The organism is Stenotrophomonas sp. STEN046 (assembly GCF_056759755.1).
Genome location: NZ_JBRRDR010000002.1, coordinates 47,603 through 68,371 on the forward strand (window position 1 = coordinate 47,603; position 20,769 = coordinate 68,371).

At 64.7% G+C, this 20,769-nt stretch carries 22 protein-coding genes; 16 read left to right on the forward strand and 6 right to left on the reverse strand.

Annotated elements, in window-relative coordinates; genetic code table 11:
• Positions 1–78 precede the first annotated feature (78 nt).
• From ACVOLJ_RS01545 to ACVOLJ_RS01555, 3 genes are all read left to right on the forward strand, one after another.
• Complete coding sequence (locus tag ACVOLJ_RS01545; protein ID WP_481563277.1) at positions 79–552, forward strand: hypothetical protein; 474 nt, start codon at positions 79–81, stop codon at positions 550–552.
• A 117-nt stretch (positions 553–669) separates the two neighbouring features.
• Positions 670–939: a hypothetical protein gene (locus ACVOLJ_RS01550; protein ID WP_481563278.1), complete on the forward strand. Its 270-nt coding sequence runs from the start codon at positions 670–672 to the stop codon at positions 937–939.
• A 130-nt stretch (positions 940–1,069) separates the two neighbouring features.
• A complete protein-coding gene (locus ACVOLJ_RS01555; protein WP_481563279.1) occupies positions 1,070–1,315 on the forward strand; it encodes a hypothetical protein in 246 nt (81 codons plus the stop codon).
• 36 nt (positions 1,316–1,351) lie between these two features.
• Here the strand turns inward: ACVOLJ_RS01555 and ACVOLJ_RS01560 are convergent, their stop codons facing one another.
• On the reverse strand, positions 1,352–2,884 hold the full coding sequence (locus ACVOLJ_RS01560; protein WP_481563280.1) for an FAD-dependent monooxygenase: 1,533 nt from the start codon (positions 2,882–2,884) through the stop codon (positions 1,352–1,354).
• An 82-nt stretch (positions 2,885–2,966) separates the two neighbouring features.
• On the opposite strand from ACVOLJ_RS01560, the gene ACVOLJ_RS01565 reads away from it, so the two are divergent.
• Positions 2,967–3,671: a TetR/AcrR family transcriptional regulator gene (locus ACVOLJ_RS01565; protein WP_481563281.1), complete on the forward strand. Its 705-nt coding sequence runs from the start codon at positions 2,967–2,969 to the stop codon at positions 3,669–3,671.
• An 11-nt stretch (positions 3,672–3,682) separates the two neighbouring features.
• Here ACVOLJ_RS01565 and ACVOLJ_RS01570 read toward each other — a convergent pair whose 3' ends face one another.
• Positions 3,683–4,231 (reverse strand): hypothetical protein, encoded by a 549-nt coding sequence (locus ACVOLJ_RS01570; RefSeq protein ID WP_475280531.1) that lies wholly within the window; start codon positions 4,229–4,231, stop codon positions 3,683–3,685.
• A 79-nt stretch (positions 4,232–4,310) separates the two neighbouring features.
• On the reverse strand, positions 4,311–4,592 hold the full coding sequence (locus tag ACVOLJ_RS01575; protein WP_475280532.1) for a hypothetical protein: 282 nt from the start codon (positions 4,590–4,592) through the stop codon (positions 4,311–4,313).
• A gap of 211 nt (positions 4,593–4,803) precedes the next feature.
• Here ACVOLJ_RS01575 and ACVOLJ_RS01580 point away from each other — a divergent pair, with 211 nt between their 5' ends.
• From ACVOLJ_RS01580 to ACVOLJ_RS01620, 9 genes are all read left to right on the forward strand, one after another.
• Complete coding sequence (locus ACVOLJ_RS01580) at positions 4,804–5,478, forward strand: response regulator transcription factor (protein WP_475280533.1); 675 nt, start codon at positions 4,804–4,806, stop codon at positions 5,476–5,478.
• Complete coding sequence (locus ACVOLJ_RS01585) at positions 5,478–6,827, forward strand: sensor histidine kinase (RefSeq protein WP_475280534.1); 1,350 nt, start codon at positions 5,478–5,480, stop codon at positions 6,825–6,827. The genes ACVOLJ_RS01580 and ACVOLJ_RS01585 overlap by 1 nt, the downstream gene beginning before the upstream one ends.
• A 147-nt stretch (positions 6,828–6,974) precedes the next feature.
• Positions 6,975–7,571, forward strand: coding sequence for a hypothetical protein (locus ACVOLJ_RS01590; RefSeq protein ID WP_475280535.1), 597 nt, complete (start codon positions 6,975–6,977; stop codon positions 7,569–7,571).
• A gap of 134 nt (positions 7,572–7,705) precedes the next feature.
• The gene (locus ACVOLJ_RS01595; protein WP_475280536.1) at positions 7,706–8,896 is read left to right on the forward strand and encodes an efflux RND transporter periplasmic adaptor subunit; all 1,191 of its coding nucleotides are present in this window, start codon (positions 7,706–7,708) and stop codon (positions 8,894–8,896) included.
• On the forward strand, positions 8,893–10,857 hold the full coding sequence (locus tag ACVOLJ_RS01600) for a MacB family efflux pump subunit (RefSeq protein WP_481563282.1): 1,965 nt from the start codon (positions 8,893–8,895) through the stop codon (positions 10,855–10,857). Before ACVOLJ_RS01595 ends, ACVOLJ_RS01600 begins: the two co-directional genes overlap by 4 nt.
• Positions 10,858–10,947: 90 nt before the next feature.
• Positions 10,948–11,346 (forward strand): hypothetical protein, encoded by a 399-nt coding sequence (locus ACVOLJ_RS01605; protein ID WP_481563283.1) that lies wholly within the window; start codon positions 10,948–10,950, stop codon positions 11,344–11,346.
• A gap of 27 nt (positions 11,347–11,373) precedes the next feature.
• Positions 11,374–11,751, forward strand: a complete 378-nt coding sequence (locus tag ACVOLJ_RS01610; protein ID WP_481563284.1) for an EF-hand domain-containing protein — start codon at positions 11,374–11,376, stop codon at positions 11,749–11,751.
• 273 nt (positions 11,752–12,024) lie between these two features.
• The gene (locus tag ACVOLJ_RS01615; RefSeq protein WP_481563285.1) at positions 12,025–12,591 is read left to right on the forward strand and encodes a UDP-N-acetylglucosamine acyltransferase; all 567 of its coding nucleotides are present in this window, start codon (positions 12,025–12,027) and stop codon (positions 12,589–12,591) included.
• Positions 12,588–13,058, forward strand: coding sequence for a hypothetical protein (locus ACVOLJ_RS01620; protein WP_481563286.1), 471 nt, complete (start codon positions 12,588–12,590; stop codon positions 13,056–13,058). The genes ACVOLJ_RS01615 and ACVOLJ_RS01620 overlap by 4 nt, the downstream gene beginning before the upstream one ends.
• Before the next feature lie 152 nt (positions 13,059–13,210).
• On the opposite strand, the gene ACVOLJ_RS01625 is transcribed toward ACVOLJ_RS01620, so the two are convergent.
• Positions 13,211–13,618 carry a hypothetical protein gene (locus ACVOLJ_RS01625; protein WP_475280540.1) on the reverse strand — a complete coding sequence of 136 codons (408 nt, stop codon included), beginning with the start codon at positions 13,616–13,618 and terminating at the stop codon, positions 13,211–13,213.
• 552 nt (positions 13,619–14,170) lie between these two features.
• Here ACVOLJ_RS01625 and ACVOLJ_RS01630 point away from each other — a divergent pair.
• Positions 14,171–14,623: a hypothetical protein gene (locus ACVOLJ_RS01630; protein WP_475280541.1), complete on the forward strand. Its 453-nt coding sequence runs from the start codon at positions 14,171–14,173 to the stop codon at positions 14,621–14,623.
• 58 nt (positions 14,624–14,681) lie between these two features.
• Here ACVOLJ_RS01630 and ACVOLJ_RS01635 read toward each other — a convergent pair whose 3' ends face one another.
• Together ACVOLJ_RS01635 and ACVOLJ_RS01640 are read right to left on the reverse strand one after the other, a co-directional pair.
• Positions 14,682–15,125 carry a RidA family protein gene (locus ACVOLJ_RS01635; protein WP_481563287.1) on the reverse strand — a complete coding sequence of 148 codons (444 nt, stop codon included), beginning with the start codon at positions 15,123–15,125 and terminating at the stop codon, positions 14,682–14,684.
• A 487-nt stretch (positions 15,126–15,612) separates the two neighbouring features.
• A complete protein-coding gene (locus tag ACVOLJ_RS01640; protein WP_475280543.1) occupies positions 15,613–16,386 on the reverse strand; it encodes a hypothetical protein in 774 nt (257 codons plus the stop codon).
• Positions 16,387–16,589: 203 nt separating this feature from the next.
• Here ACVOLJ_RS01640 and ACVOLJ_RS01645 point away from each other — a divergent pair, with 203 nt between their 5' ends.
• Entirely contained in the window at positions 16,590–19,343 is a 2,754-nt protein-coding gene (locus ACVOLJ_RS01645) for a UvrD-helicase domain-containing protein (protein ID WP_481563288.1), read from the forward strand.
• Positions 19,344–19,944: 601 nt separating this feature from the next.
• A complete protein-coding gene (locus ACVOLJ_RS01650) occupies positions 19,945–20,766 on the forward strand; it encodes a Fic family protein (protein ID WP_481563289.1) in 822 nt (273 codons plus the stop codon).
• Positions 20,767–20,769 lie beyond the last annotated feature (3 nt).

The window sequence follows — 20,769 nt, forward strand, 5'->3', positions numbered from 1 at the left end:
TAGAACACCCGCCCTTTCCTTTGCCGCGGCCCTGCGCCACCATCGCAGGCCATGCCACCGACGTCCGCGCCAGCCCCTGTGCCTGCCCCGCCCAAGAACCGCGAGAAGCTGCTCGACGACCTGCTCTCGCTGGGCCGCAACTGGGCCTTGGCAATTGCCATCGCCGGTGCCGGCGCCGCGGTGCACTACAGCGAAACAGTTTACGAAGCGGGCCTTTGGCGCGGCCTGCTGCCCACGCTCTGCTTTCTGGTCAGCGTCATCTGGATCGTGCTGAGCATCATCCGCTTCGACCTGACCCTGCAGCAGTACTTCGAGCGCAAGCTGTCGCGCTGGCTCAGCCGCCTGCTGTACGTGGTGCTGCTCGGCACTGGCATCACCGCGGTGTTCTTCGTGATGCAGCTGGCCGAGAGCAACCACATTGCCAAGATGTGTGATTCGGTGGCCAGCGAGCCACACAGCCGCATCTACAGATCGGACGAATGCCAGCGGTTGTTCAAGCACCGTGCGGAATATCGGCGTCGCCTGGAAGCGGTGGATGGCGAGTTCGACTGAGCGCGGGCACTGACGGGGACAGTGCGGCATTCGGGCCAGGCCTGCGACGAACACGCCACGTAGATGTGGCTTGCGTCAGAGTTGCGCACGCCAGCCCCCCGCGCCCGACCTTCCCACATGCACCACCACCCCGCCCCTGCCTGCCACGATGCCATCGCCCTGCGGGCCGGCGTACTGGGCAGCGTGCTGGGCGTGGCACTGTTCAAGGCCTTCGCGTTTTCCACGGCTGCCGGCGGTTCGATGATGATCGCCGGCCTATGGTTGCTTGGCTGCGCACTGCTCGGAGCGTGGGCGCTGGCGGCCTGCCTGACCTGCCTTGCGCTGAGCCGACGCGTATTCGTGTTGATGCTGGCGCTGTCGACGGTGTTCCTGATCTGTATCGCATGATCCGGCGGCAGCAGCCGTGGGGTATCGGCACATTTGTTACAACGTAACAAGTGCTGCCAGTCCAATTGCGTGTGTCTTCGATCACGGATTGAATTCGATGGCCAGTCCGGCCCCCTCTCGAGACCCTTGCATGCTTCTACAGCCCCTGATCCGCGCCGCCATCGGCGCTCTCGCCCTTGCTTCGGTCAGCGCCTGTGCCACCTATGACGACTCGGCCATGCACGCCGCCTGTCAGGAGTCGCCACACGTGAAGGACCTGCCGCCCGAGGTGGCCGCACGCGAAAGCCGATGCGGCAGGAGCGTGGAGGTCTGGTCGAGCGAACGCAAAGGCAGTGACCAGCCATTGGACCTGAGCGGCAAGAAGAAGGACCGCTGAAAACCCGGGCGCAGCCTGCTCCGGCTGCGCCAGCACTCAGCTGACCGGCTGCCGTTCCGGGGCTCCCAACCAGCGGAACAGGGCGTGTTGCAGGCCCACGCCATCGTCACTGCCACTGGCCCAGGCCACGATGCCATCCGGGCGTATCAGCACGGCCGCCAGGCCCAGCGTCTCGGCGGCGGGCTGCGCAACACAGAGGATGCGTGACTGCCACGGATCGGCCTGCGCACAAAGTCCCGCGTCGGCACCGAACACCAGCAGCAGGGCCAGCCCTGCCCGCAGCAGCTCGCCCGTGCGGCGACCATCGGCCAGCATGAAGTCCGGCGCGCTTCGGCCGAGCAGCGGGTGGTCCTGGCCCAGATCCAGTTGTTGGCCCACGCCCCATACGCGCTCGGCGAGATACGTGGCGCCATCACGCGTTTCTGCCAGATCGCCCACGATGGCGGCCAGCGCACGTGAGCCCGCGCCTGGGCGCATCAGTGCAACCTGCGCGCGCGACCACTCCAGCACACGCGCGCCGATGGGGTGGCGTTCGGCCTGATAGGTTTCCAACAGGGCTTCATCTGCGCCGCGCACGACGGCGGCGAGCTTCCAGCCCAGATTCATCGCATCCCCCAGGCCCAGGTTCAGACCCTGCCCGCCCAGCGGCGAATGCACATGCGCGGCATCGCCTGCCAACAGCACGCGGCCACGGCGATAGGCGGTGGCCTGCCGTGCGCCATCGGTCCAGGTGGTGGCCAGCTGTAGTGTGGTGATCGTTGCTTCACGGCCGGAGATACGCCGCAGCAGCGCCTGTGCCGTATCGCGGTCGAGCGGCTGGCGATGGCCAGCGCCACCGTCGAAATCAGCCAGGGCGATCGTGCCCGGCGGATTGAAGTTGCACATGCCCTGCGCGGTGGTGTGACGCCCCGGGCTGAGCACCGCCGGATCCTCGAGCTCGACGCTGAGCGAGTGGCCGGTGAACTCCGGATCGGTACCGGCGAAGCTGAAACCGCACTGCTTGCGCACGGTGCTGCGGCCACCATCGCAGCCGATCAGCCAGCGCCCGCGAAAGGTCTGCCCGCCCGCCTCGACCTGGACCTCGTCAACCTTCGTCTGCACCTCCTGCACGCCCGCGCCGCGCAGGATCACCACGCCCAGCGCCTGCGCGCGCTCAGCCAGCACGGCCTCCAGCGCCTGCAATTTCACCGCCATCTGCGTGCCGACCGGGCTGGGCAGCCGCCAGGGCCAGCGATCGCTGTCGACGTTGTCCAGCGCGAACGGGATACCCGCGAAGTGCCCGCCCAGCCTGCGCGGCTGCGACAACCAATGCGCGGTGCCCGGCGGCGGCGGGCCTTTCTCCGGTTTCAGCACCTGGCCGGCGGCCACCGCGTCCAGCAGGCCGCGCCGGTCGAGCGCCTCCAGCGTGGGCGCGTTCAATCCGCGCAGCCCGAATGGCAGGCGCTTCAAGGGCGACTCCGGCGAAGCGGCCTGCTCCAGCACCAGCACCGAACATCCCGCCTGGCTCAGCTCGCAGGCCAGGAACAGACCGACCGGGCCGGCGCCGGCGATAACGACGTCGTACAGCATTGGAAATCCTCGTGAGCACCGGATCGGCGCTCTGGCGGCGACAATGTTACACTCGGTGTACGTTTCCACAAGTAAACCGCCCATGACCCCGCCGCCCGGCCGCCGCGAGCAGCGCAAAGCCGAGACCCGCCAGGCGATTTCCGACGTCGCCACCCGGTTGATCATCGAGCGCGGCTTCGAGGCCGTGTCGATGAGCGAGATCGCCGACGCCGCCGGGGTGTCGCGCAAGACGGTGTTCAACTACTTCGCCAGCAAGGAACAGCTGGTGTTCGACCGTGATGAGGAAGCGCGGCAGCTGCTGCGCGAAGGCATGGCCGCGCGCGCATCGATGACGCCGCTGGCCGCCTTCCAGGCGCTGGTGCGGGAACTGCTGGACAACGGCCATCCATTGCTGCGGATCAACGCCGGCGCAGCATCGTTCTGGAAAACCGTGGCCCAGAGCACGGTACTGATAGCCCATGCGCGGCAACTACAGGCGCTGCTGACCGATGACCTGGCGCAGTTGATGGCTGAGTCTGCGGGCCGACCTATCGGGGACGCCGACGCGCGACTGGCCGCGTCGATGCTGATGGCGTCGATGGTGGCCGCCTACGAACACGGGCTGCGCGAGCTGTCCTGCAGCGGCGATCCGCGGCAGGCGATGGTGCCGCTGATCGTGCGCGGCGCGACAGGAACGCTGGTGGCATTGGCCGGCACACCGTATACCGACCCGGCGCAGCGCCTGCCCAGCGCCCTACGGATCGGGACGCTGGACGAAGCCCCGGCAACTACCGCCCGGGGCCCGTGATGGCAGACGTTTTACTGGACGTTGATCACCACATCGTCCGGGGCCAGGAAATTGCCACTATTGCTGCGTGATGCCGAGATCACGTAGGTCCCGGGTGCAGTGATCGTGCCATTGCAATGCCGTACGGGCGTGGTGTTTCCACCATCCAGATTGCCGCTGGTCTCGCACAGCATCTTGCCGTTGGCGAACACGTAGAAATTGCTGGTGCCATCCACCCTCCCGCCACCGGTGATGTAGATTTCCGACGGCGATCCGGCTACGCGTGGCAACGTTCCAACTTCGAATCGTGCCTTCACCGGGTGCGGCAACAAGCTCGGACAGGTCATCACGAAACCGTCCCGCGAAAAGCAGACTTCAGCATGGGCAACTGCGGGAGCGGCCATCAGGGCCACGAGCAATACAGACGTTCTGAACTCCATTCCAGCGTCTCCAGATGATCCCAGCGGAATCGCTGGGACCACCGTGGTAGCGATGGTCGTGTTACAGGGGCATGAAGCAAAGGCAAAGCGCGACGCCGCCGGCGGATGGCCGCGCCGCTGAAAACCGCTGGTGGCGGGCATCTGCAGGAAAATGGCGCGACGTGCACCGATGCGTGCGGGATGTCCATGAATCCCTGCCAGATGATCGGCGCTGCGATCGTCAGCCCGAGCAGGACACCAGCATCGAGCGGGTCGCCATCTGGGTGGAGGTGAAGCCGTTCTTGTTGCCCACGGCGATGGCGTTGCCGTCGTCGCCATCCTTGCTGAAGACCACATAGCCACCCGGGCACATCTGCCCGGCCTTCTCGTAGCAGCCACTCCAGGAGCTGGAGCCGCTGCAGTCGATGGAAACACCGCGGCGACCATCGGGGGTAACGGTCATTTTGGCGGTGGTGCAACCGCTCAGCGCGGCGACGAACAACAGCGGGACGAACAACTTCATGGGTACTCCAGGGGTTGGGGATCAGCGAATGGGCGCCAAGGCTGGAGTGCCCGGATTGCGCGAACCTTGCGCCAGCTGCCCGCCCTGATGCGGCACCATGGCCGCACCGGCGCGCGGTGAAGGCACGCCATGTTCACGCAATGTTCCTGTAATACGGTGCCGGCGCGTGCCGAGCCGCCTCCCGCGCCCCCTTCCCGCCCAAGCCCTGCCGATGCACATCCTGCTGATCGAAGACGAAGCCGAACTGGCCGCCACCCTGAAGTCCGCCCTGCAGCGCGAGCGCTACGTGGTGGACCTGGCCAACACCCTGTCGCTGGCCCGCGAAGCCGCTCTTTCTGGATCGCACGATCTGGTGCTGCTGGACCGCACCTTGCCCGACGGTGATGGACTGGGGCTGATTTCGTTGCTGCGTGAGCGCAACCCGGGAGTGCCGATCATTGTGCTCAGCGCGCTGGGGCAACTGCCAGACCGCATTGCCGGCCTGGATGAAGGCGCCGATGACTACCTGCCCAAGCCCTTCGCGTTGGAGGAACTGTTTGCCCGGATCCGCGCGGCCGGGCGGCGCCCCAGCGGCATGCAGGTGGAACCGGTCAGCATCGGCCGGCTGGTGTTCGACCCAGCCTCTGGCGAGGCCAGCGTGGGTGGACAGCGACTGGAACTGCCGCGTCGCGAGATCCGGGTACTGGCCGCCCTGGCCCGACGGCTGGGCCGCACCGTGCTGCGCGAGTCGATCGAAATGGCGGTGTACGGCTTCGACGACGGCATCCATTCCAACACGCTCGATTCGCATGTCTCACGCCTGCGCCGCAAGCTGGCCGATGCCGATGCCGGGGTCGAGATCCACGCCATCCGCGGCGTCGGCTATCTGATGCGGGAAGCGAAGTAATGGCGCGCCGTCCCTCGCTGAAGCGCCCGCTGATCGTCAAGACCCTGATCTACCAGCTGCTGGCGTTGCTGATCGCATTTTTCGCCCTGCTGATGGTGCTGGTTCGCGTCGACAGCGGCGGCTACTACACCATCCAGACATTCGCCCCGATCGCCGCCGAAGCGGTGCATCGCGACGGCAATGGCGAACTGTACGTGGAGCACACGCCAGAGCTGGCCGAGCTGCTGAAGATCGTTCCCGGCGCGTGGTTCATCGCCGAGGACGAACACGGCCACCACGTCACCTTCGGCCATGTACCACCGGCGTATGCCTCGCTGGTTGGCGCGCTGGACGGTATTCCCTATGGCGACCTGCGCGGGCGCGATCGCAGCGACGGCCTGGCCGTGGTGGTCCGCCAGCACAGCGGACCGGCCGGCAAGCTGACCATCATGGCCCATGGCGAAACCGATTCGCTTACCTGGCAGATGGCGCTGGCCGCGCACATCATCACCCTGCCGATCTTCCTGCTGCTGGGCCTGGCCACCATCATCCTGACCCCGATCATCGTGCGCCGCGCCCTGGCGGGTGTAGAGCGCATCGCGCAGGAGGCACGCAACATCTCGGCCAGCCGTCGCGGCATCCGCCTGACCGAGACTGCCGCCCCGGTGGAGATCGCACCGCTTGTGACGGCAGTGAACGAAGCGCTGGACCGGCTGGACGAGGGACACGAACGGCAGCGCCGCTTCATTGCCGCTGCCGCCCATGAGCTGCGTACCCCCATCGCCATCCTGCGGGTCAAGATCGATGCAGCCGATGACTCCACATCGCGCAGCCTGGCGGTGGAGATCGCGCGGCTGGCGACATTGGCCGAGCAGTTGCTGGACCTCCATCGCATGGAAGAAGACGGCCCCAGGGAAACCCTCAATCTGGCCCGCGTGGCCAAGCGCGTTGCTGCCGATCTGGCGCCGCTGCTGATCCAGTCGGAGAAGACCGTTTCAGTCGCGGTGGAGCCGCACTTCCCGGTGCTGGGCGAAGCCGGTGCGGTCGAACGGGTGATCTCCAACCTGGTGCTCAATGCGGCCGAGCATGGCGGGCGCCACATCATCGTGCGTGTGCAGGGCAGCTGCCTGGAAGTGGAGGACGACGGCCCCGGCATTCCGGTCGACCAGCGCGAACGCGTGTTCGAGCCGTTCCAGCGGCTGCGTCCGCGCCAGACCGGCGCCGGGCTTGGGCTGAACCTGGTGCGGCAGGTGATCGATCGTCATGGCGGCCACGTCACGATTCTGGATGCCCCCGGTGGTGGCGCCTTGATCCGCGTTGCGTTCCCGCTGCACCCGGGCGTTACCAGCGTGCCGCACGCGGAGCACTGACCACATCATCTGGACAGGAGTGACTGCCAGCTGTCCAGGTGCAGGGCACGGCACCAGCAGGCAAGGTTGCGGCAATGTTCGCTGCGCAGCATCGGCTCGACGGCACCTTTGGTGCCCTCGTGTTCCGATCTGACAGGAAGCCTGCATGTGACCCAGGGAACTCCGCCGCCACCCACGTCCGCACGCGCTGCGGCCGCGCGCAATGGGTCCGGCCTGACCGCCGCTGCGTGGAACCGGCGTTCGCCCGAATGGCGTGCGCGCGGGCTGGCACACTGGCCGCACTGGCTGCGGGCAATTGCCGAAACCGAACGGGCGAGCGTACTCATGCGCCTGTTCGCCGTGCTGTTCCTGCTGCTGCCCGGCACCGCACTGCTGATCTCGACCTACCGCCGCGCATCCGCCGTGATGACTCTGGCAGTACTTGCATTCACCGCCGTGCACGCCGCGCTGCACGCGCTGGCCGCGTGGCGGATAGCAACGCCGCGCCCGCTTCCCGCTCTGCTGCGCCGTGCGGATGTGCATGCAACCCGCACGATGCTCGCCGGCACATTGCTGCTGGTCGCCCTGGTCGTGAATGCCCACGACCTGCCCGTTGTGGCGCTGGCCGCCGTGTTGGCGGGCGCGCTATGCCAGCTCTGCAGCCTGCGCGTGGCCCACCATCGCCTGTGGCATGCACTGCTGGTTCTCGGCAGCGGTTTCCAGTTCATCGGCGTCGCACTGATCAGCGCCAGCGCCGGGGGCTGATCGCGCAGCGCCAGCGCAAGGTTCACGCAATCCTGCGCATCGAGACTCGACGGCCGTCCATGCCTGTACTGCAGGCATGGATCCCTTCTGTCGCGAGGATCTCCGATGAATGTCCCCACCTCGATGCTGCGCCGATGAGCGCCGTACCGCACACGCGCCGCCGCGTCCTGATCATTGTTGCCGCCCTGCTGTGCAGCGCACTGGCGCTGTTCGCATGGTTGCGGCCGGCACCCCCACCGCAACTGCAGGTCGCACCGGTGGTGCGGGGCGATATCGAACAGGTGGTGGAAGCCAGCGGCACGCTGAAGCCTTCGCGGCTGGTGAGCGTCGGTGCACAGGTATCCGGCCGTATCGATAAATTGCATGTGAAGCTGGGCGACAAGGTAAAGGCCGGCGACCCCATCGCGGATATCGATTCGCGCACCCAGCGCAATGCACTGTTGAGTGCGCAGGCCGCGCAGCGCACCGCACGGGCCAATCGCGATGCCCTGGCCACCGACCTGCGCCAGTTCGAGCTGACCCTGCATCGGCAACAGCAACTGGTGCGATCGCAGCTGGTGGCGCGCGCCGACTTCGATGCGGCCAAGGCCAAGGTCGATGCCACCCGTGAACAGATCGCCGCACTGGAGGGTGAGGTGGTGCAGCGGCAGACCGATGTGGACATCGCGCAGACCAACCTGGAATACACCCGCATCACCGCACCCACCGATGGCACGGTGCTGGCAGTGGTTGCGCGCCAGGGCCAGACCGTGAATGCAGTACAGAGTGCGCCGACCATCGTGATGCTGGGCAACCAGGACGTGATGACGGTGTATGCCGAGATCTCAGAAGCCGACGTCGTGCACACCGCCGTGGGCCAGGAAGCGTTCTTCACCATCCTCGGCGATGCCGGGCGCCGCTACAGCAGCACGCTGCGCGACATTGCGCCGGCACCGGAATCGATCACCAACGAAGACACCTCCAGCCTTGCTTCGCCGGCCATGGCGGGCGGCAACCGCTCGGCCATGTACTACAACGGCCAGTTCGACGTGGACAACCCCGATGGCCGCCTGCGCAGCTACATGACCGCCCAGGTCCGCATCGTGCTGGGCCGCGCCAGCAACGTGCTGACCATTCCCTCCGCGGCACTGAGTGTGCGCGCCGGCGACGGCAGCTATACCGTGCAGGTGCGCGGCGCCGACGGCCACGCTGCCGCGCGCCGTATCACCATCGGGCTGGACGACCAGATCCGGGCTGAAGTCCGCAGCGGGCTGAAACAGGGCGAGCAGGTGGTACTGGCCCAGGCCAGCGATGACACCGCCAGCGCGGCGGCGCAGCCGCAATGAGTACCGCCACGACCGAACCACTGCTTCGCGTTCGCGGGGTACGCCGCGAATTTGCCGCCGGCGAACAGACGCTGGTGGTGCTGGATGGCGTCGACCTGGACATCCACGCCGGCGAGCTGGTGGCGATCGTCGGTCAATCCGGCTCGGGAAAATCCACGCTGATGAACATCCTCGGCTGCCTGGACCGTCCCTCCGCCGGCGCCTACCAGATTGCCGGACGGGAAACCGCACAGATGTCGCCCGACGAGCTCGCCGAGCTGCGCCGCGAACATTTCGGCTTCATCTTCCAGCGCTACCACCTGCTGACCGACCTGACCGCGGTGGGTAATGTGGAAGTGCCCGCGATCTATGCCGGGATGCCCGCGCTAGTGCGCCATGCACGCGCTGCCGAACTGCTGGCACGGCTGGGGCTGGGCGAGCGCATGCAGCATCTGCCCGGTGAACTGTCTGGTGGCCAACAGCAGCGGGTATCGATCGCGCGTGCACTGATGAACGGCGGCGCGGTGATCTTCGCCGATGAACCCACCGGTGCACTGGACACCCATTCGGGCAAGGAAGTGATGAAGATCCTCGGCGAACTGCATGCCGAGGGCCACACCGTGGTGCTGGTAACCCATGACATGGCCGTAGCCGAACATGCCCAACGCATCATCGAGATCCGCGATGGGCGGATCGTGGATGACCGTGCAACCGGAACGACCTCGGCACGCGAGATGGCCGCCACCGCCCTGCCCCGGCGCAGCGATGGCAGCGGTTGGCAGGCGGTGCGTGATCGCTTCTCCGAAGCCTTCCGCATGGCCTTGCGCGCAATGAATGCCCATCGCATGCGCACCTTCCTGACCATGCTTGGCATCATCATCGGTATCGCTTCGGTGGTATCGGTCGTGGCGCTGGGTACCGGCGCACGACAGGCCATCCTCTCCAATATTGCTTCGCTGGGGACCAACACCATCGAGATCTATCCCGGCTCGGGATTTGGCGACCCGCATTCGGCGCGGGTGGAAACACTCACCCCCGGCGACAGCGCTGCCCTGGCCGGGCAGCCCTTCGTGGACAGCGCCACACCCGGCGTTGCCACCACCGGCACAGCCATGCGCGGCAACCGCTCGGCCAATGTGCAGGTGCAGGGTGTGAGCGAACAGTACTTCCGCGTGCACGGTCTGAAGCTGGGCGAAGGCACCTTCTTCGGCGCGCCCGGCGTGGCCGGTTACCAGCAGGTGGTGGTGATCGATGCCAATACCCGCGCGCGCTTCTTTGCAGCGACCGACAACCCGATCGGACAGACCCTGCTGCTGGGCAATGTGCCGGCGCGCGTGGTGGGCGTCGTCAAGAAGGATGCCGGTGCGGCTGGCGACGCCTCGCTGCTGCGGGTGTGGCTGCCCTACACCACCGCCATGGCCCGCATGCTCGGGCAGAGCCACGTCTCCAGCATCACCGTACGTGTGTCCGATGACATCACCATGGAAGCGGCCGAGCAGGCCATCGCGCGCCTGCTGGCGCGCCGCCATGGCAGCACCGACTTCTTCATGAGCAACAACGCGCAGATCCGGCAATCCATCGAACAGACCACCGGCATCCTGACCATGATGATCAGCTCCATCGCCGCCATCGCGCTGGTGGTGGGTGGCATCGGGGTGATGAACATCATGCTGGTATCGGTAACCGAGCGCACCCGCGAGATCGGCGTGCGCATGGCCGTAGGTGCGCGCCGCAGTGACATCCTGCAGCAGTTCCTGATCGAGTCGGTGCTGGTGTGCCTGCTCGGCGGCGTGCTGGGCATTGGCGTGGCGCTGCTGCTGGGCACAGTGCTGGCACTGGCCGATGTGGGCTTCAGCCTGGTGTTCTCGGCGAGCTCCATCATCGCGGCGTTCGCGTGTTCCAGCCTGATCGGCATCGGATTCGGCTTCCTGCCGGCACGTCGCGCTGCGCAACTGGACCCGGTGGAGGCGCTGGTTCGCTAGATGCAGCACTTTCCCGCAGCCACGGCAGGTTCGCGCAATGTCCACCCTGTGTACTGCTGCTACCAACGATGTCCGCACAGGAGCTGGACGATGTTTGCGAGAACAGGAAGAACCGCGCTGCTTCTGGCAGCAGCCGCACAACTGCTGGTGCTGATGCCGTACTCCGGCGACGCCCATGCGCAGCGTGGCGACCGCTACAACCCGCAGTGGAACCAGGACTACCGCGACCGGGACCGCGATGCATGGGAACGCCGTGAACGCGAGCGCGAGCGCGACCGGGAGCGCGAACGACGGCACGACGCAAAGACCACCGGCGTGGTGGTCGGCGTGGTGGGTGCTGCGGTGGTGGCCGGCGTGATTGCCGCTGCGGCCAAGCGCGAACGTGAAACCCGCGAACGTGCCGATTACTGCATGAACCGCTACGGCAACTACGACCGCCGCAACGACACCTACCGCGGCTCCGATGGCTACACCTACCCCTGCCGCTGACCTGCCCACTTCAAGGACCAACGACCCATGACCAAGACTGCTCTGTTGATCGCCCTGTGCACCGCCCCGTTGCTGGCCCAGGCCGCACCGGCCGATCCGAAACAGGCCTACATCGATTCCACGTTCACTGCCATGGACAGCAACAAGGACGGGCGTATCGACAAGGCCGAGTACACGAAATTCCAGCAGGGCCGCTTCAGCAAGCAGGCCGACTCGATCGACGCAGCGTTCACTGCGATGGACAAGAACAAAGACGGAAAGATCAGCAAGGAAGAAGCCACCGTGGTGCCGGAGATCGCGAAGTACTTCACGGGGCTGGACACCGATGGTGATGGCTTCCTGTCGCTGAAGGAGATGCAGCAGGCGATGGTGGCGGCGCAGACTGCGGATGCGCCGGGGAAGTGACTGCTGAGGGGGCAATGGGATGCGATGTCCTCGCTGCGCATTGCCCTGCCCTGCAACTGAAGGCGGCGGCTTCATAGCGTTGGCGGCTTGACGCCCCTACGGCCTGCCGGGGCTGGCCACCCTGCCCGTCGCCCCGTCCCTGAGGGCTTCAAGTATCCTAGCGATCGGCCGGTCCAAGGGCGGCAGGCACGCGTGCCATCGGCGCGTGGGACCCGCCTGCCGTTCCGGCCGATCAAAAGGAAAATTTGACCAGTTACCACAGGGGAAGAATGGATGAAGAAGTTTCTGGCCGCAGCGATTCTCGCTGCATCGCTCGCAGGATGTGCATCGAATCCGCCGCTCAATTTCTCGGTGCCCAATGTGGGCGTCAGCAGCAAGAAGATCGACGGTGAGCTGAAGTCACTGACGGTTACCTTGGCCCGCCCCGACGAAGCCAAGGGCAAGATGCCGGCGGCGGCCCAGCATGAAGTACCCCAGATGTGGCAGACCGCCTTGACCGAGGCTCTCAACAAGATGGCCATCTTCCGCGATGACGCGCCGGTGAAGCTGAACCTTGCAGTGAAGATCCTGGCATTGGACGTCCCGAATTTCGGAGCAACGATGACGACCAAGACCATCGCCCGCTACGAACTCATTGACCGTGCCACTGGCAGCATCGTCTACACCCAGGATGTGAGTGCATCAGGCGAGGTACCTTTCGATTACGCCTTCGTGGGCATGGTTCGCGCCCGTGAGTCGGTCAGTCGCTCGGCGCAGAACAACATCGCCCAGTTCCTGCAAGCCTTGGAAACGGTGGATGTATCCAAGCCGATGTTCCCGAGCAAGCAGGATGCACCGTGAAGCCGTTGATCGTCGTGGCGCTGGTTGCCGTGGCCCTGGCGGGCTGCACACCCAACGTTCGGACCGACAGCTACTCGGTCGGTTCGGTGGGCCAGGTCAACCGTACCGTCGGCGGTACGGTCATCAGTGTTCGCCCGATCAGCATTGACGGCACCCGTGGCGGTGGCGCGGCAGCAGGTGCAGCCGCTGGCGGCGTTGCGGGCTCCACCCTGGGCGGCAGTGATTCGGCGGCCGCCATTGGCGCCATTGGTGGCATTGTGGTGGGTGCCATTGCCGGTGCTGCGACGGAACGCTCGATGTCTCAGGCGAAGGGCCTGGAGTACGTGGTGCAGACCGAGAATGGCAACCTGATGACGGTCGTGCAGGGGCCAGAACCGATCTTCGGCAACGGCAGCAAGGTGCTGGTGCTGTACGGCTCACCATCCCGGATCATCGCCGACCCGCGCCAGGCGTCCAGCACACCATAGTGCCCGGCGATGCCCCTTGCATAAGGAGCATCGCCACTTTGAGCTTTCGCGAAACAGGACAGCGCTCCAGCAACGACAGCGCCCCGCGGGCATCAAACAGTGCTTCAATCTGGTTTGCGGAAGATGAAAACCGGATTGGTGGATCTTGGCACTCAAGGGACAAGACAGCGTTCGACCTGCAGCGACAGCGCCTCGCAGGCGTCGAACAGACCGTCGACCAGCGCCGCCGACGGATAGAAGCCTGCTTGATCGCTCTCCCGCGCTACGTGCGCCGCGTGCAACACCGCCGTAAGCGCGGTGATACCCGACGCACTGCGGGTCGCCAGGGCCAGATCGAGGACGCGCCCCGGTGTGAGCCGGGTTTCCACCCAGGGACTGCCGTCTGCACAGCGCCCCTCGCCGTGGCCGCGCAGGAAGGCAAAGAACGCGGACAACGGCGCGGACTCGGCGGCATCACAGAGCGCGTCTTCCATCTTTTCAGCAAGCGCATTGGGAATATCGCGCACGGCATCGCCGAGCAGCGCGTGCAGGCGGGGGTAGTCGGGAAGCAGATCAGACATGGCGGCAACCTCACGGTATGGCCACCTGCAGATGCAAGGTGGCGGACGGTGCGGGTTGGCGTGCCGGATACGTACCGCTAAAGCCGGCGGATCAGATGATCCCCACGCACCGTCCGCCATGGACTGGCAGACGGTGCATTGTCGTGATTGCAGTGGTGGCTGCAAGCGCGACCGGTAGCGGTACGTAAGTTCGGGACGCCAATCCCGGCCAGGGCGAGTGCCTTGGCGCAGGCAGCGTTGATGAGAAGCGCCACTAAAGAGAGAGGCAAATGCGTCGCTCAACCACCGAAGCACACCGTCAGGCATCGCGGAATGCCAATCCGTGATCGGTTGCACTGCGGGCATGTGCTCTGCAACAGGCTTCGCCGAGCACGCCATCGACGGGTCAGCCCGAATTCTGCCCCGCCGGGGGGCACAGGCAGGTTGAACCCGACAGTTCATCCCGAAAGCATGGGCGTCATGTGTTCATGTAAAGTCGCGCGAACAGGCCACGGTCCCGACGTCGGGCAGGCCGTCTCAACAGGGAGCAGACAGATGCATTCCAGGAGTGCCATGGCCGCACTGCAGCTGGCAATGGTTGCCACCACAGTGCTGATTGCGGGCTGCGCGCTGCCCACTCGGCAACCCGATGCCGCGGACGTCAAACCTGTTCCCGCCGAACGGCTGTTCGCGCTCGCCGATCAGGGCGCAACGACGGGAAATGTGGTGATCACGCGCGACATAGGCGCGATCAACGGCAAGTGCGCGGTAGGGGTCATGGTTGACGAACAGATGGCTGCCCATCTCAACACTGCCGAAACGGTCACCTTCGCGCTGAAACCGGGGCGGCATCTGATGACTGCCACCGTGCTTGAAGCATCCGGTCTGTGCGCGCTGGGCGTTACCAAGGCCGCGATTGCCCGGCGGCGCTCGATCGAGATTTTCGTCGATGAGGGTACGTCGCGGAAGTATCGGCTGTCCTATCCGACGGTTGATTCATCACCGGTGATCGAGCCGGCCTTCTGAAGGCCCAACGCCGCTGGCGAGGCGTTGGGCCATCTATCCAGATGACCCAACGCAGCCTTCAGTCCTGCACTTCAGCGCGGAAGGCAATCTCGATCAGCTGCTGCGGGAAGGCCAGCGCCGAAACCCCGATAAGATTGCTGGCCACCTGCGGAACCGGCTGGCCGTACATGGCCGGACGAACCTTGCCGCTGGCCGCGAACGCCGCCGGTACATCGATCACGAACAGCGTCTCTTCAACCACATCGGCCAGGGAGCCGCCCAGTTCGGCCAGCAGGATCTGCGCGTTCTCATAGGTGCGCTTCATCTGCGCCTCCATGGTGTCGAAACTGGCAGGCCGGCCATCGGCACCGAGCTCCGCCGGCGCTACCAACTGCCCATCCGACGTGTGCGAAAGCTGGCCCGACACGAAAATCGTGTTATTGACGCGCAACGCCTGCACATACCCGTATGCCGATTCCCACGGCACCCCGAAACTGGCGGTTTTGCGAACTGCGTTGGTCATGGGGGCACTCCGGTGTGTGAAAGCGCAATTCTGGCAACCCACGGTGGTGATCGCCTCCCCTGAACGGGGGAGTCCCGGTACAGCGCCGACGTTGCCTCTGCCAATCGAGCAGGCGCGGGAAAGAGCCAGTAAAGGCCATGGACTTACGACCATGAGCACGTGAACATGGCGCCCAGAAAAGAAGCAGCATCCCTACTGCATGGCATCCCGATGAAAACACTGGCGTTGATCGCACTTTCCCTCTCCCTCTGTGTCTCCCTTACCGGGTGCATCGCGCCCTTTCGCGTAAAGATGCGCGACTACGCGGCCGTCGACACGGCTGGGTCGGAACGGCCAGAGCCCTCCCCGCCGTCAGCGCCCCCGCAGTGATGAGGGGAAAAGTACCTTGCTGACCCAGGCAGAGGGCTACGAGTCGGCACGTTCGACCCGTTAGAGCGTCGCGAACTCAACCGGGGCGGCGACCGACGGCACGACGCCCTGCCCGATGCTAGCCGCCAACCATGATGAGCGGAGCGTGGCACTCGGTTCGGAACTTCGCCGCTTTCCGGTCCAGCGAGCGATGCAGCTTAGCGATCATCGCCGCCTTGTTGCGCATTTCCTCAATCGGCAGGATGCCCTTGGCGATGGCGAAGGTCCCCCCGAAATCGTTGGGCTCGGTACGGATATTCCAGACCAGCGTATCCATCCCCGCGCCGAACGCCAACAAGCTGTCCAGCGGCATGAACGCCCTCGTGCTGGCGTTGCCGTTGTTGTGCTTGGTCCAGAGCATTGCAGTAGTCAGGCTGGTGGAAGTAAACGAAAAGTCCTTCTGCGGATCAGCTGACCGGTACAGATGCATTCCGCTGCGTTGTGGGATCTTCAACGGCTCGCCGGCCTTCTGTGCGTCGAACCAGAAGTGCAGGATCACGACAATCTCACTCTCCGGCACCGCCCTGAGGTCCTTCACGCGTTCGGGCCGATGCTCGTAATCCAGCGACCAATCGAACGTCATACCAGGACCAACGTGCATCTTTTCCTTTGGCGTCCACGAGTAGCGTTCGGGCATCGCGGCTGGGTCACCCGTCGCCTCCATCACGTTCCGGGACGCGATCCATCGACCATCCTTATCGCTTTCCTCCACGATGCAGCCCAGGGTCGGGCCCATGGATTGCGCGCTGACAGGAAAAGCAGTCGCCAGTACAGCGAGAGCCAGCAGGGGGTTCCCAATCTTGGTGGTGAGCGTTCTTCCTGACATTGAAATCCTTCCGTGACTGTCATCCATTGAAGAGTTGAAACATGGGCCGCAGCAATGGCTACGACCTGCCGCAAGCCTACCGTACAGCGACGACGGACGGCGAATAACCAACCGCCTGCATGGTCACTTCAAACTGGAAGAAGCCACACGCCGCGTCAAGGCCCCTTATCATTGGGCTGTAAGGGCTCTGTACGCCCGGTTGACGCACGCAAGGCAGTATCTGGATGTCTATGGAATGGCGCCCCTCGGGCTGGGGCCGGCGAGTGACCCGCTCCCCACAGTGGTGGTTGCGGCTGGATGGCGAACACGTCGAGCTCCATCTCGGGGGCAAGCAGTATCGCCAGCGCGTGGATGAAGAGCGCCGCCTACGGGTCACTCCGGGGCTGTTCTGGTCCAGGGTCACAGTGCAGACCGGGGACGGCGCGGGGCTGTCCGTGGATGGGCTTCCCAAGCGGCAGGCGTCCCAGCTTGCGGCTGCCGTGCAGGACGTGCTTTCTGCGCGCACCACACGCGGGCGCAAGGCTCTGTTTGACACGATCCTGCAACAGATCCAGTCGTGGCTGGGTGCGGCTGACGCACTCACAGACCGGGGCAACGCCGGCCGCCGCTGGATCACCCACGAGCAGCAGCAGGCGCTGCTGGCCGACCGCCCCGTACTGCCGCTCCAGCATCCTGAGCTGGAACGCCTGTTCCTCGATGAAGAGGTCCACGCAGACCTGCAGTCCGGCAGTCACCTTGCGGCCCTGGATGCGCTGCGCGACTGGGAACTGGGCTGGCCTGATGTCTGGGCCGAAGCGAACGCGTCCATGGCCACGCGGGAACTCGCCTTGGCCAGGGACTTTCTGGACCGGGTCGAAAGCAGGCCGCTGACCGAAGAGCAGGCACGGGCGGTGATCTGTTTCGACAACCGCGTCCAGGTGGTCGCCTCGGCCGGCTCCGGCAAGACCTCCACGCTGGTCGCCAAGGCGGCTTATGCCATTGACCGTGGTTTCGTGGCGCCTGAGCGGATCGTCATGCTCGCCTTCAACAAGGAGGCCGCCCAGGAGCTGGAAGAGCGCGCGCAGCGCTCCTTCGCACGGCTCGGCATGACCGACACCGTTGTTGAAACCCGCACCTTCCATGCATTGGGCCTGGCCATCATCGGCAAGGCGACCGGGCGCAAGCCCTACATTCCCGAATGGGCCATTGATTCCACGCGGGGCTTCAACAAGCTGGCCGAACTGGTGGACGACCTGAAGGATCGCTCGACCCACTTCCGCACCCAATGGGACATGTTCCGCCTGGTGTTCGGCCGGGACCTGCCGCCGTTCGGTGCGGAGATGCTGGCCGATGGCTACGACCGCGACGGCACGCCCTACATCCGCACCCTGCAGGGGGAGCGGGTGAAGAGTCTGGAGGAGTGCGTGATCGCCGACTGGCTGTTCTACAACGGCGTGAGCTACGACTACGAGCGCCGCTATGAATTTGATACGGCCACCGACAGCCACCGCCAGTACCGACCCGACTTCTACTACCCCGACGCCGCGCTGTATCACGAGCATTTTGCGCTGGATGCCGATGGCCAGCCGCCGGAGCATTTCGCCGGCTATGCGGACGGCATGCGCTGGAAGCGCGAGCAGCATGTGGCACGCGGTACCGCCCTTGTCGAGACGACCTCGTTCGGCCTGCGCAGCGGGCATGCCCTGCACGATCTGGCTGAGAAGCTTGGCCAATCCGATGTCGAGCTTGACCCGAATCCGGACCGCGAGCTGCCCAACGAGGGCGCAAAGCCGATGCCGGATGCGGATCTGATCGGGTTGATGCGCACCTTCATTGCCCACGCCAAGAGCAACTGCCTGACGCTGGAGGATATGGCCGCACGCCTGCGGCAGATGCCAGAGGACCAGTTCAAGGAACGCTACCGGCGCTTCCTTGAGATCGCCGTCCCTGTCTTCCAGGCCTGGGACAACGCGCTGGCCGACGAACGCGGCATCGACTTTGAAGACATGCTCAACATGGCCGCCGGCATCCTGGAACAGGGGCACTACGAATCGCCCTACGAACTGGTGATGGCGGACGAATTCCAGGATGCCTCACGCGCCCGCGCACGTCTCTGCCGCGCATTGGTCAGTGCCCCGGGTCGATACCTGTTCGCGGTCGGCGACGACTGGCAGTCGATCAATCGATTTGCCGGTGCCGACGTTTCGGTGATGACCGGATTCCGCGACTGGATGGGGCATGGCCAGGTGCTGAAACTGCAGCAGACCTTCCGCTGCCCGCAGCAACTCTGCGACATCTCCAGCCAGTTCATCAGCAGAAACCCGGCACAGATGGCCAAGGCGGTTCATTCCGCAACGCCGGCGGTCGGCCCGGTGCTGCAGGCGTTCCAGATGACGCGGCGCGACGAGGTGCAGGACGGCATCCGCCAGTACCTTGCCGGACTGCATCTGCAATTGTTGTCCGGGCTACTGCAGCAAGGGCGCAACGGGCGCGTGAGCGTGTTAATCCTGGGGCGCTACCGGGCCGACCGCACTGCGGTTCCTGCCGATTGGAAGACGGCCTTCGGCAGCACGATGGACGTTGAGTTCCTGACCGTCCATCGATCCAAGGGCCGGGAAGCGGACTACGTGATTCTGCCGGGAATGGTGAACCGCGGCTTCCCGAGCCTGCGCTCGGATGACCCGGTGCTTTCACTGGCGATGCCGGATGGCGATACCTTCCTGCTGAGTGAAGAGCGGCGGCTGTTCTATGTGGCGCTGACACGTGCGCGCCGGTCCGTGGCGATGTTCACCCTGCAGGGGAAACACTCGCCGTTCCTGGATGAGCTGGTGCAGGAGGGGGCTGTGGAGGTAACCGCGATTTCAGGGGCGGCCATCACTGAAGAACGCTGCCCGGTCTGCAAGGTGGGCGTGTTCGTGGACAGGACTGGGCCGCATGGGGCTTTCCGATCGTGCTCCAGTTATCCCTTGTGCCATAACAAGCCGAAGGGTGGTCGTCGCTACTGAGTACACCGAAGGCGGCAGCCACCGGAACGGCGTGGATGACTTCATTCAACTCGCCGAGGCGCTCATGCGCGGCTCAGACGCCCTCACTGCTACCGCCACCCTTGGCCAACCGGGTGACTTCACGCAGCGAACTCTGGATGTCCGTGACTGAGCTGCATTGCGCTGCGCCGTAGCACTTGTAGTCCCCAGCAAGTGCCCCGACCGTTCGAAGACGTGACAGACCAGCCAAGTGTGGTGGCGCCGGTTCCGATGCTGCTTGTGCGACTGAGGGGCGATACCTCCTGAGGCAACGCGGTTTATCGCGTTTGGCCAGCCGCTGGGGCCGGGGACACGTAAAATTCAGGAAATGTTGTACCGCTGAATTTCGCCATTCGATGGGCAATTCGCCATCCCTTGTCTCATCTGGCGCGAGCACGGATCAACGCGGGTTTTCCCTACTTTTTGGAGCCAGCGTATTGCGCCAATGATGGCCGCGCCAAAGCACCCGCTTTGGCCGGGATTGGGGCCGCAAACTTGCGTATCACGACGATACAAACGGTCTGCCCGCCTATGGCGTTCGGTGCGCCCCGCTACTGAGGCCACCATCAGGGATGCATGAAATATGCTGTCGACAACTCAGCTCCGTCCAGGCTGCCTGTTTACACCGCTACCACTGATCAAGGAAGCGGCCGATCCCCGGATCTGGGAAGACCATGCAATCGTCGTCTCCAGCCCTCAACCGCTGTCTGGATACACATTCTCCTCAGCCCCACTTACTGACTGGAGAATGGATGAGGCAGCGTTACGGCCAATCCTGCTCATCACAGCACGGCTAAATCGTGTTCACGGGCTTCATTCAATAAAAAACCAATCGCTTGCTCCCTGCTTCGGGGACAGCATCATTCACAGTCTACGCCCGTTGGCAAACAGCGATATCCAGGATTGGAGACGTTTCCTTGAACAGATCACCCACTGCGCCGGGATCGCGTCGTTCCAACTTCGATCGGATCGCTCCTGGGTCGGTTCCGCATCACCATTGGAGGCAGGCCTGGTCTGTCCTTCCATAGCAAGAGTGCCGCATCAGATGCAGGATCTGATGTCGTTCCTTGCAGCTCATCTCGACAACCCAAATGGGCAGGTGGACGAAGCTGCAGCATTCCAATTCTTGTCGATCCATCCGCTGCATGACGGTAATGGCAGAGCGGTGCGATCCCTGCTGATCAAGATGTCATCCAGGAAGCAAAGCCTCTACCCGCTCTACATCGCATGGCGGCTGATGTTCGACAAGATTGGCCTGATCAGATCGTGGCAGGAAGGACCTCGGAGCGGTGGCACGTCATTTGATGAGAACCACTACATGCAGTGGCGCCACACAGGGTCCAGCATCGGAAAAGCCTATCTCGGTGCTGCACCGGTCCACAATAGTATGCGCGGGGTGAGGTAATGC

Bases quoted from the DNA above. Each gene is read 5' to 3' on its own strand.
- ACVOLJ_RS01550 (WP_481563278.1), top strand. From the start codon at position 670: ATGCACCACCACCCCGCCCCTGCCTGCCACGATGCCATCGCCCTGCGG.
- ACVOLJ_RS01555 (WP_481563279.1), top strand. From the start codon at position 1,070: ATGCTTCTACAGCCCCTGATCCGCGCCGCCATCGGCGCTCTCGCCCTT.
- ACVOLJ_RS01560 (WP_481563280.1), bottom strand. From the start codon at position 2,884: ATGCTGTACGACGTCGTTATCGCCGGCGCCGGCCCGGTCGGTCTGTTC.
- ACVOLJ_RS01565 (WP_481563281.1), top strand. From the start codon at position 2,967: ATGACCCCGCCGCCCGGCCGCCGCGAGCAGCGCAAAGCCGAGACCCGC.
- ACVOLJ_RS01570 (WP_475280531.1), bottom strand. From the start codon at position 4,231: ATGCCCGCCACCAGCGGTTTTCAGCGGCGCGGCCATCCGCCGGCGGCG.
- ACVOLJ_RS01575 (WP_475280532.1), bottom strand. From the start codon at position 4,592: ATGAAGTTGTTCGTCCCGCTGTTGTTCGTCGCCGCGCTGAGCGGTTGC.
- ACVOLJ_RS01580 (WP_475280533.1), top strand. From the start codon at position 4,804: ATGCACATCCTGCTGATCGAAGACGAAGCCGAACTGGCCGCCACCCTG.
- ACVOLJ_RS01585 (WP_475280534.1), top strand. From the start codon at position 5,478: ATGGCGCGCCGTCCCTCGCTGAAGCGCCCGCTGATCGTCAAGACCCTG.
- ACVOLJ_RS01595 (WP_475280536.1), top strand. From the start codon at position 7,706: ATGAGCGCCGTACCGCACACGCGCCGCCGCGTCCTGATCATTGTTGCC.
- ACVOLJ_RS01600 (WP_481563282.1), top strand. From the start codon at position 8,893: ATGAGTACCGCCACGACCGAACCACTGCTTCGCGTTCGCGGGGTACGC.
- ACVOLJ_RS01605 (WP_481563283.1), top strand. From the start codon at position 10,948: ATGTTTGCGAGAACAGGAAGAACCGCGCTGCTTCTGGCAGCAGCCGCA.
- ACVOLJ_RS01610 (WP_481563284.1), top strand. From the start codon at position 11,374: ATGACCAAGACTGCTCTGTTGATCGCCCTGTGCACCGCCCCGTTGCTG.
- ACVOLJ_RS01615 (WP_481563285.1), top strand. From the start codon at position 12,025: ATGAAGAAGTTTCTGGCCGCAGCGATTCTCGCTGCATCGCTCGCAGGA.
- ACVOLJ_RS01625 (WP_475280540.1), bottom strand. From the start codon at position 13,618: ATGTCTGATCTGCTTCCCGACTACCCCCGCCTGCACGCGCTGCTCGGC.
- ACVOLJ_RS01630 (WP_475280541.1), top strand. From the start codon at position 14,171: ATGGCCGCACTGCAGCTGGCAATGGTTGCCACCACAGTGCTGATTGCG.
- ACVOLJ_RS01635 (WP_481563287.1), bottom strand. From the start codon at position 15,125: ATGACCAACGCAGTTCGCAAAACCGCCAGTTTCGGGGTGCCGTGGGAA.
- ACVOLJ_RS01640 (WP_475280543.1), bottom strand. From the start codon at position 16,386: ATGGATGACAGTCACGGAAGGATTTCAATGTCAGGAAGAACGCTCACC.
- ACVOLJ_RS01645 (WP_481563288.1), top strand. From the start codon at position 16,590: ATGGAATGGCGCCCCTCGGGCTGGGGCCGGCGAGTGACCCGCTCCCCA.
- ACVOLJ_RS01650 (WP_481563289.1), top strand. From the start codon at position 19,945: ATGCTGTCGACAACTCAGCTCCGTCCAGGCTGCCTGTTTACACCGCTA.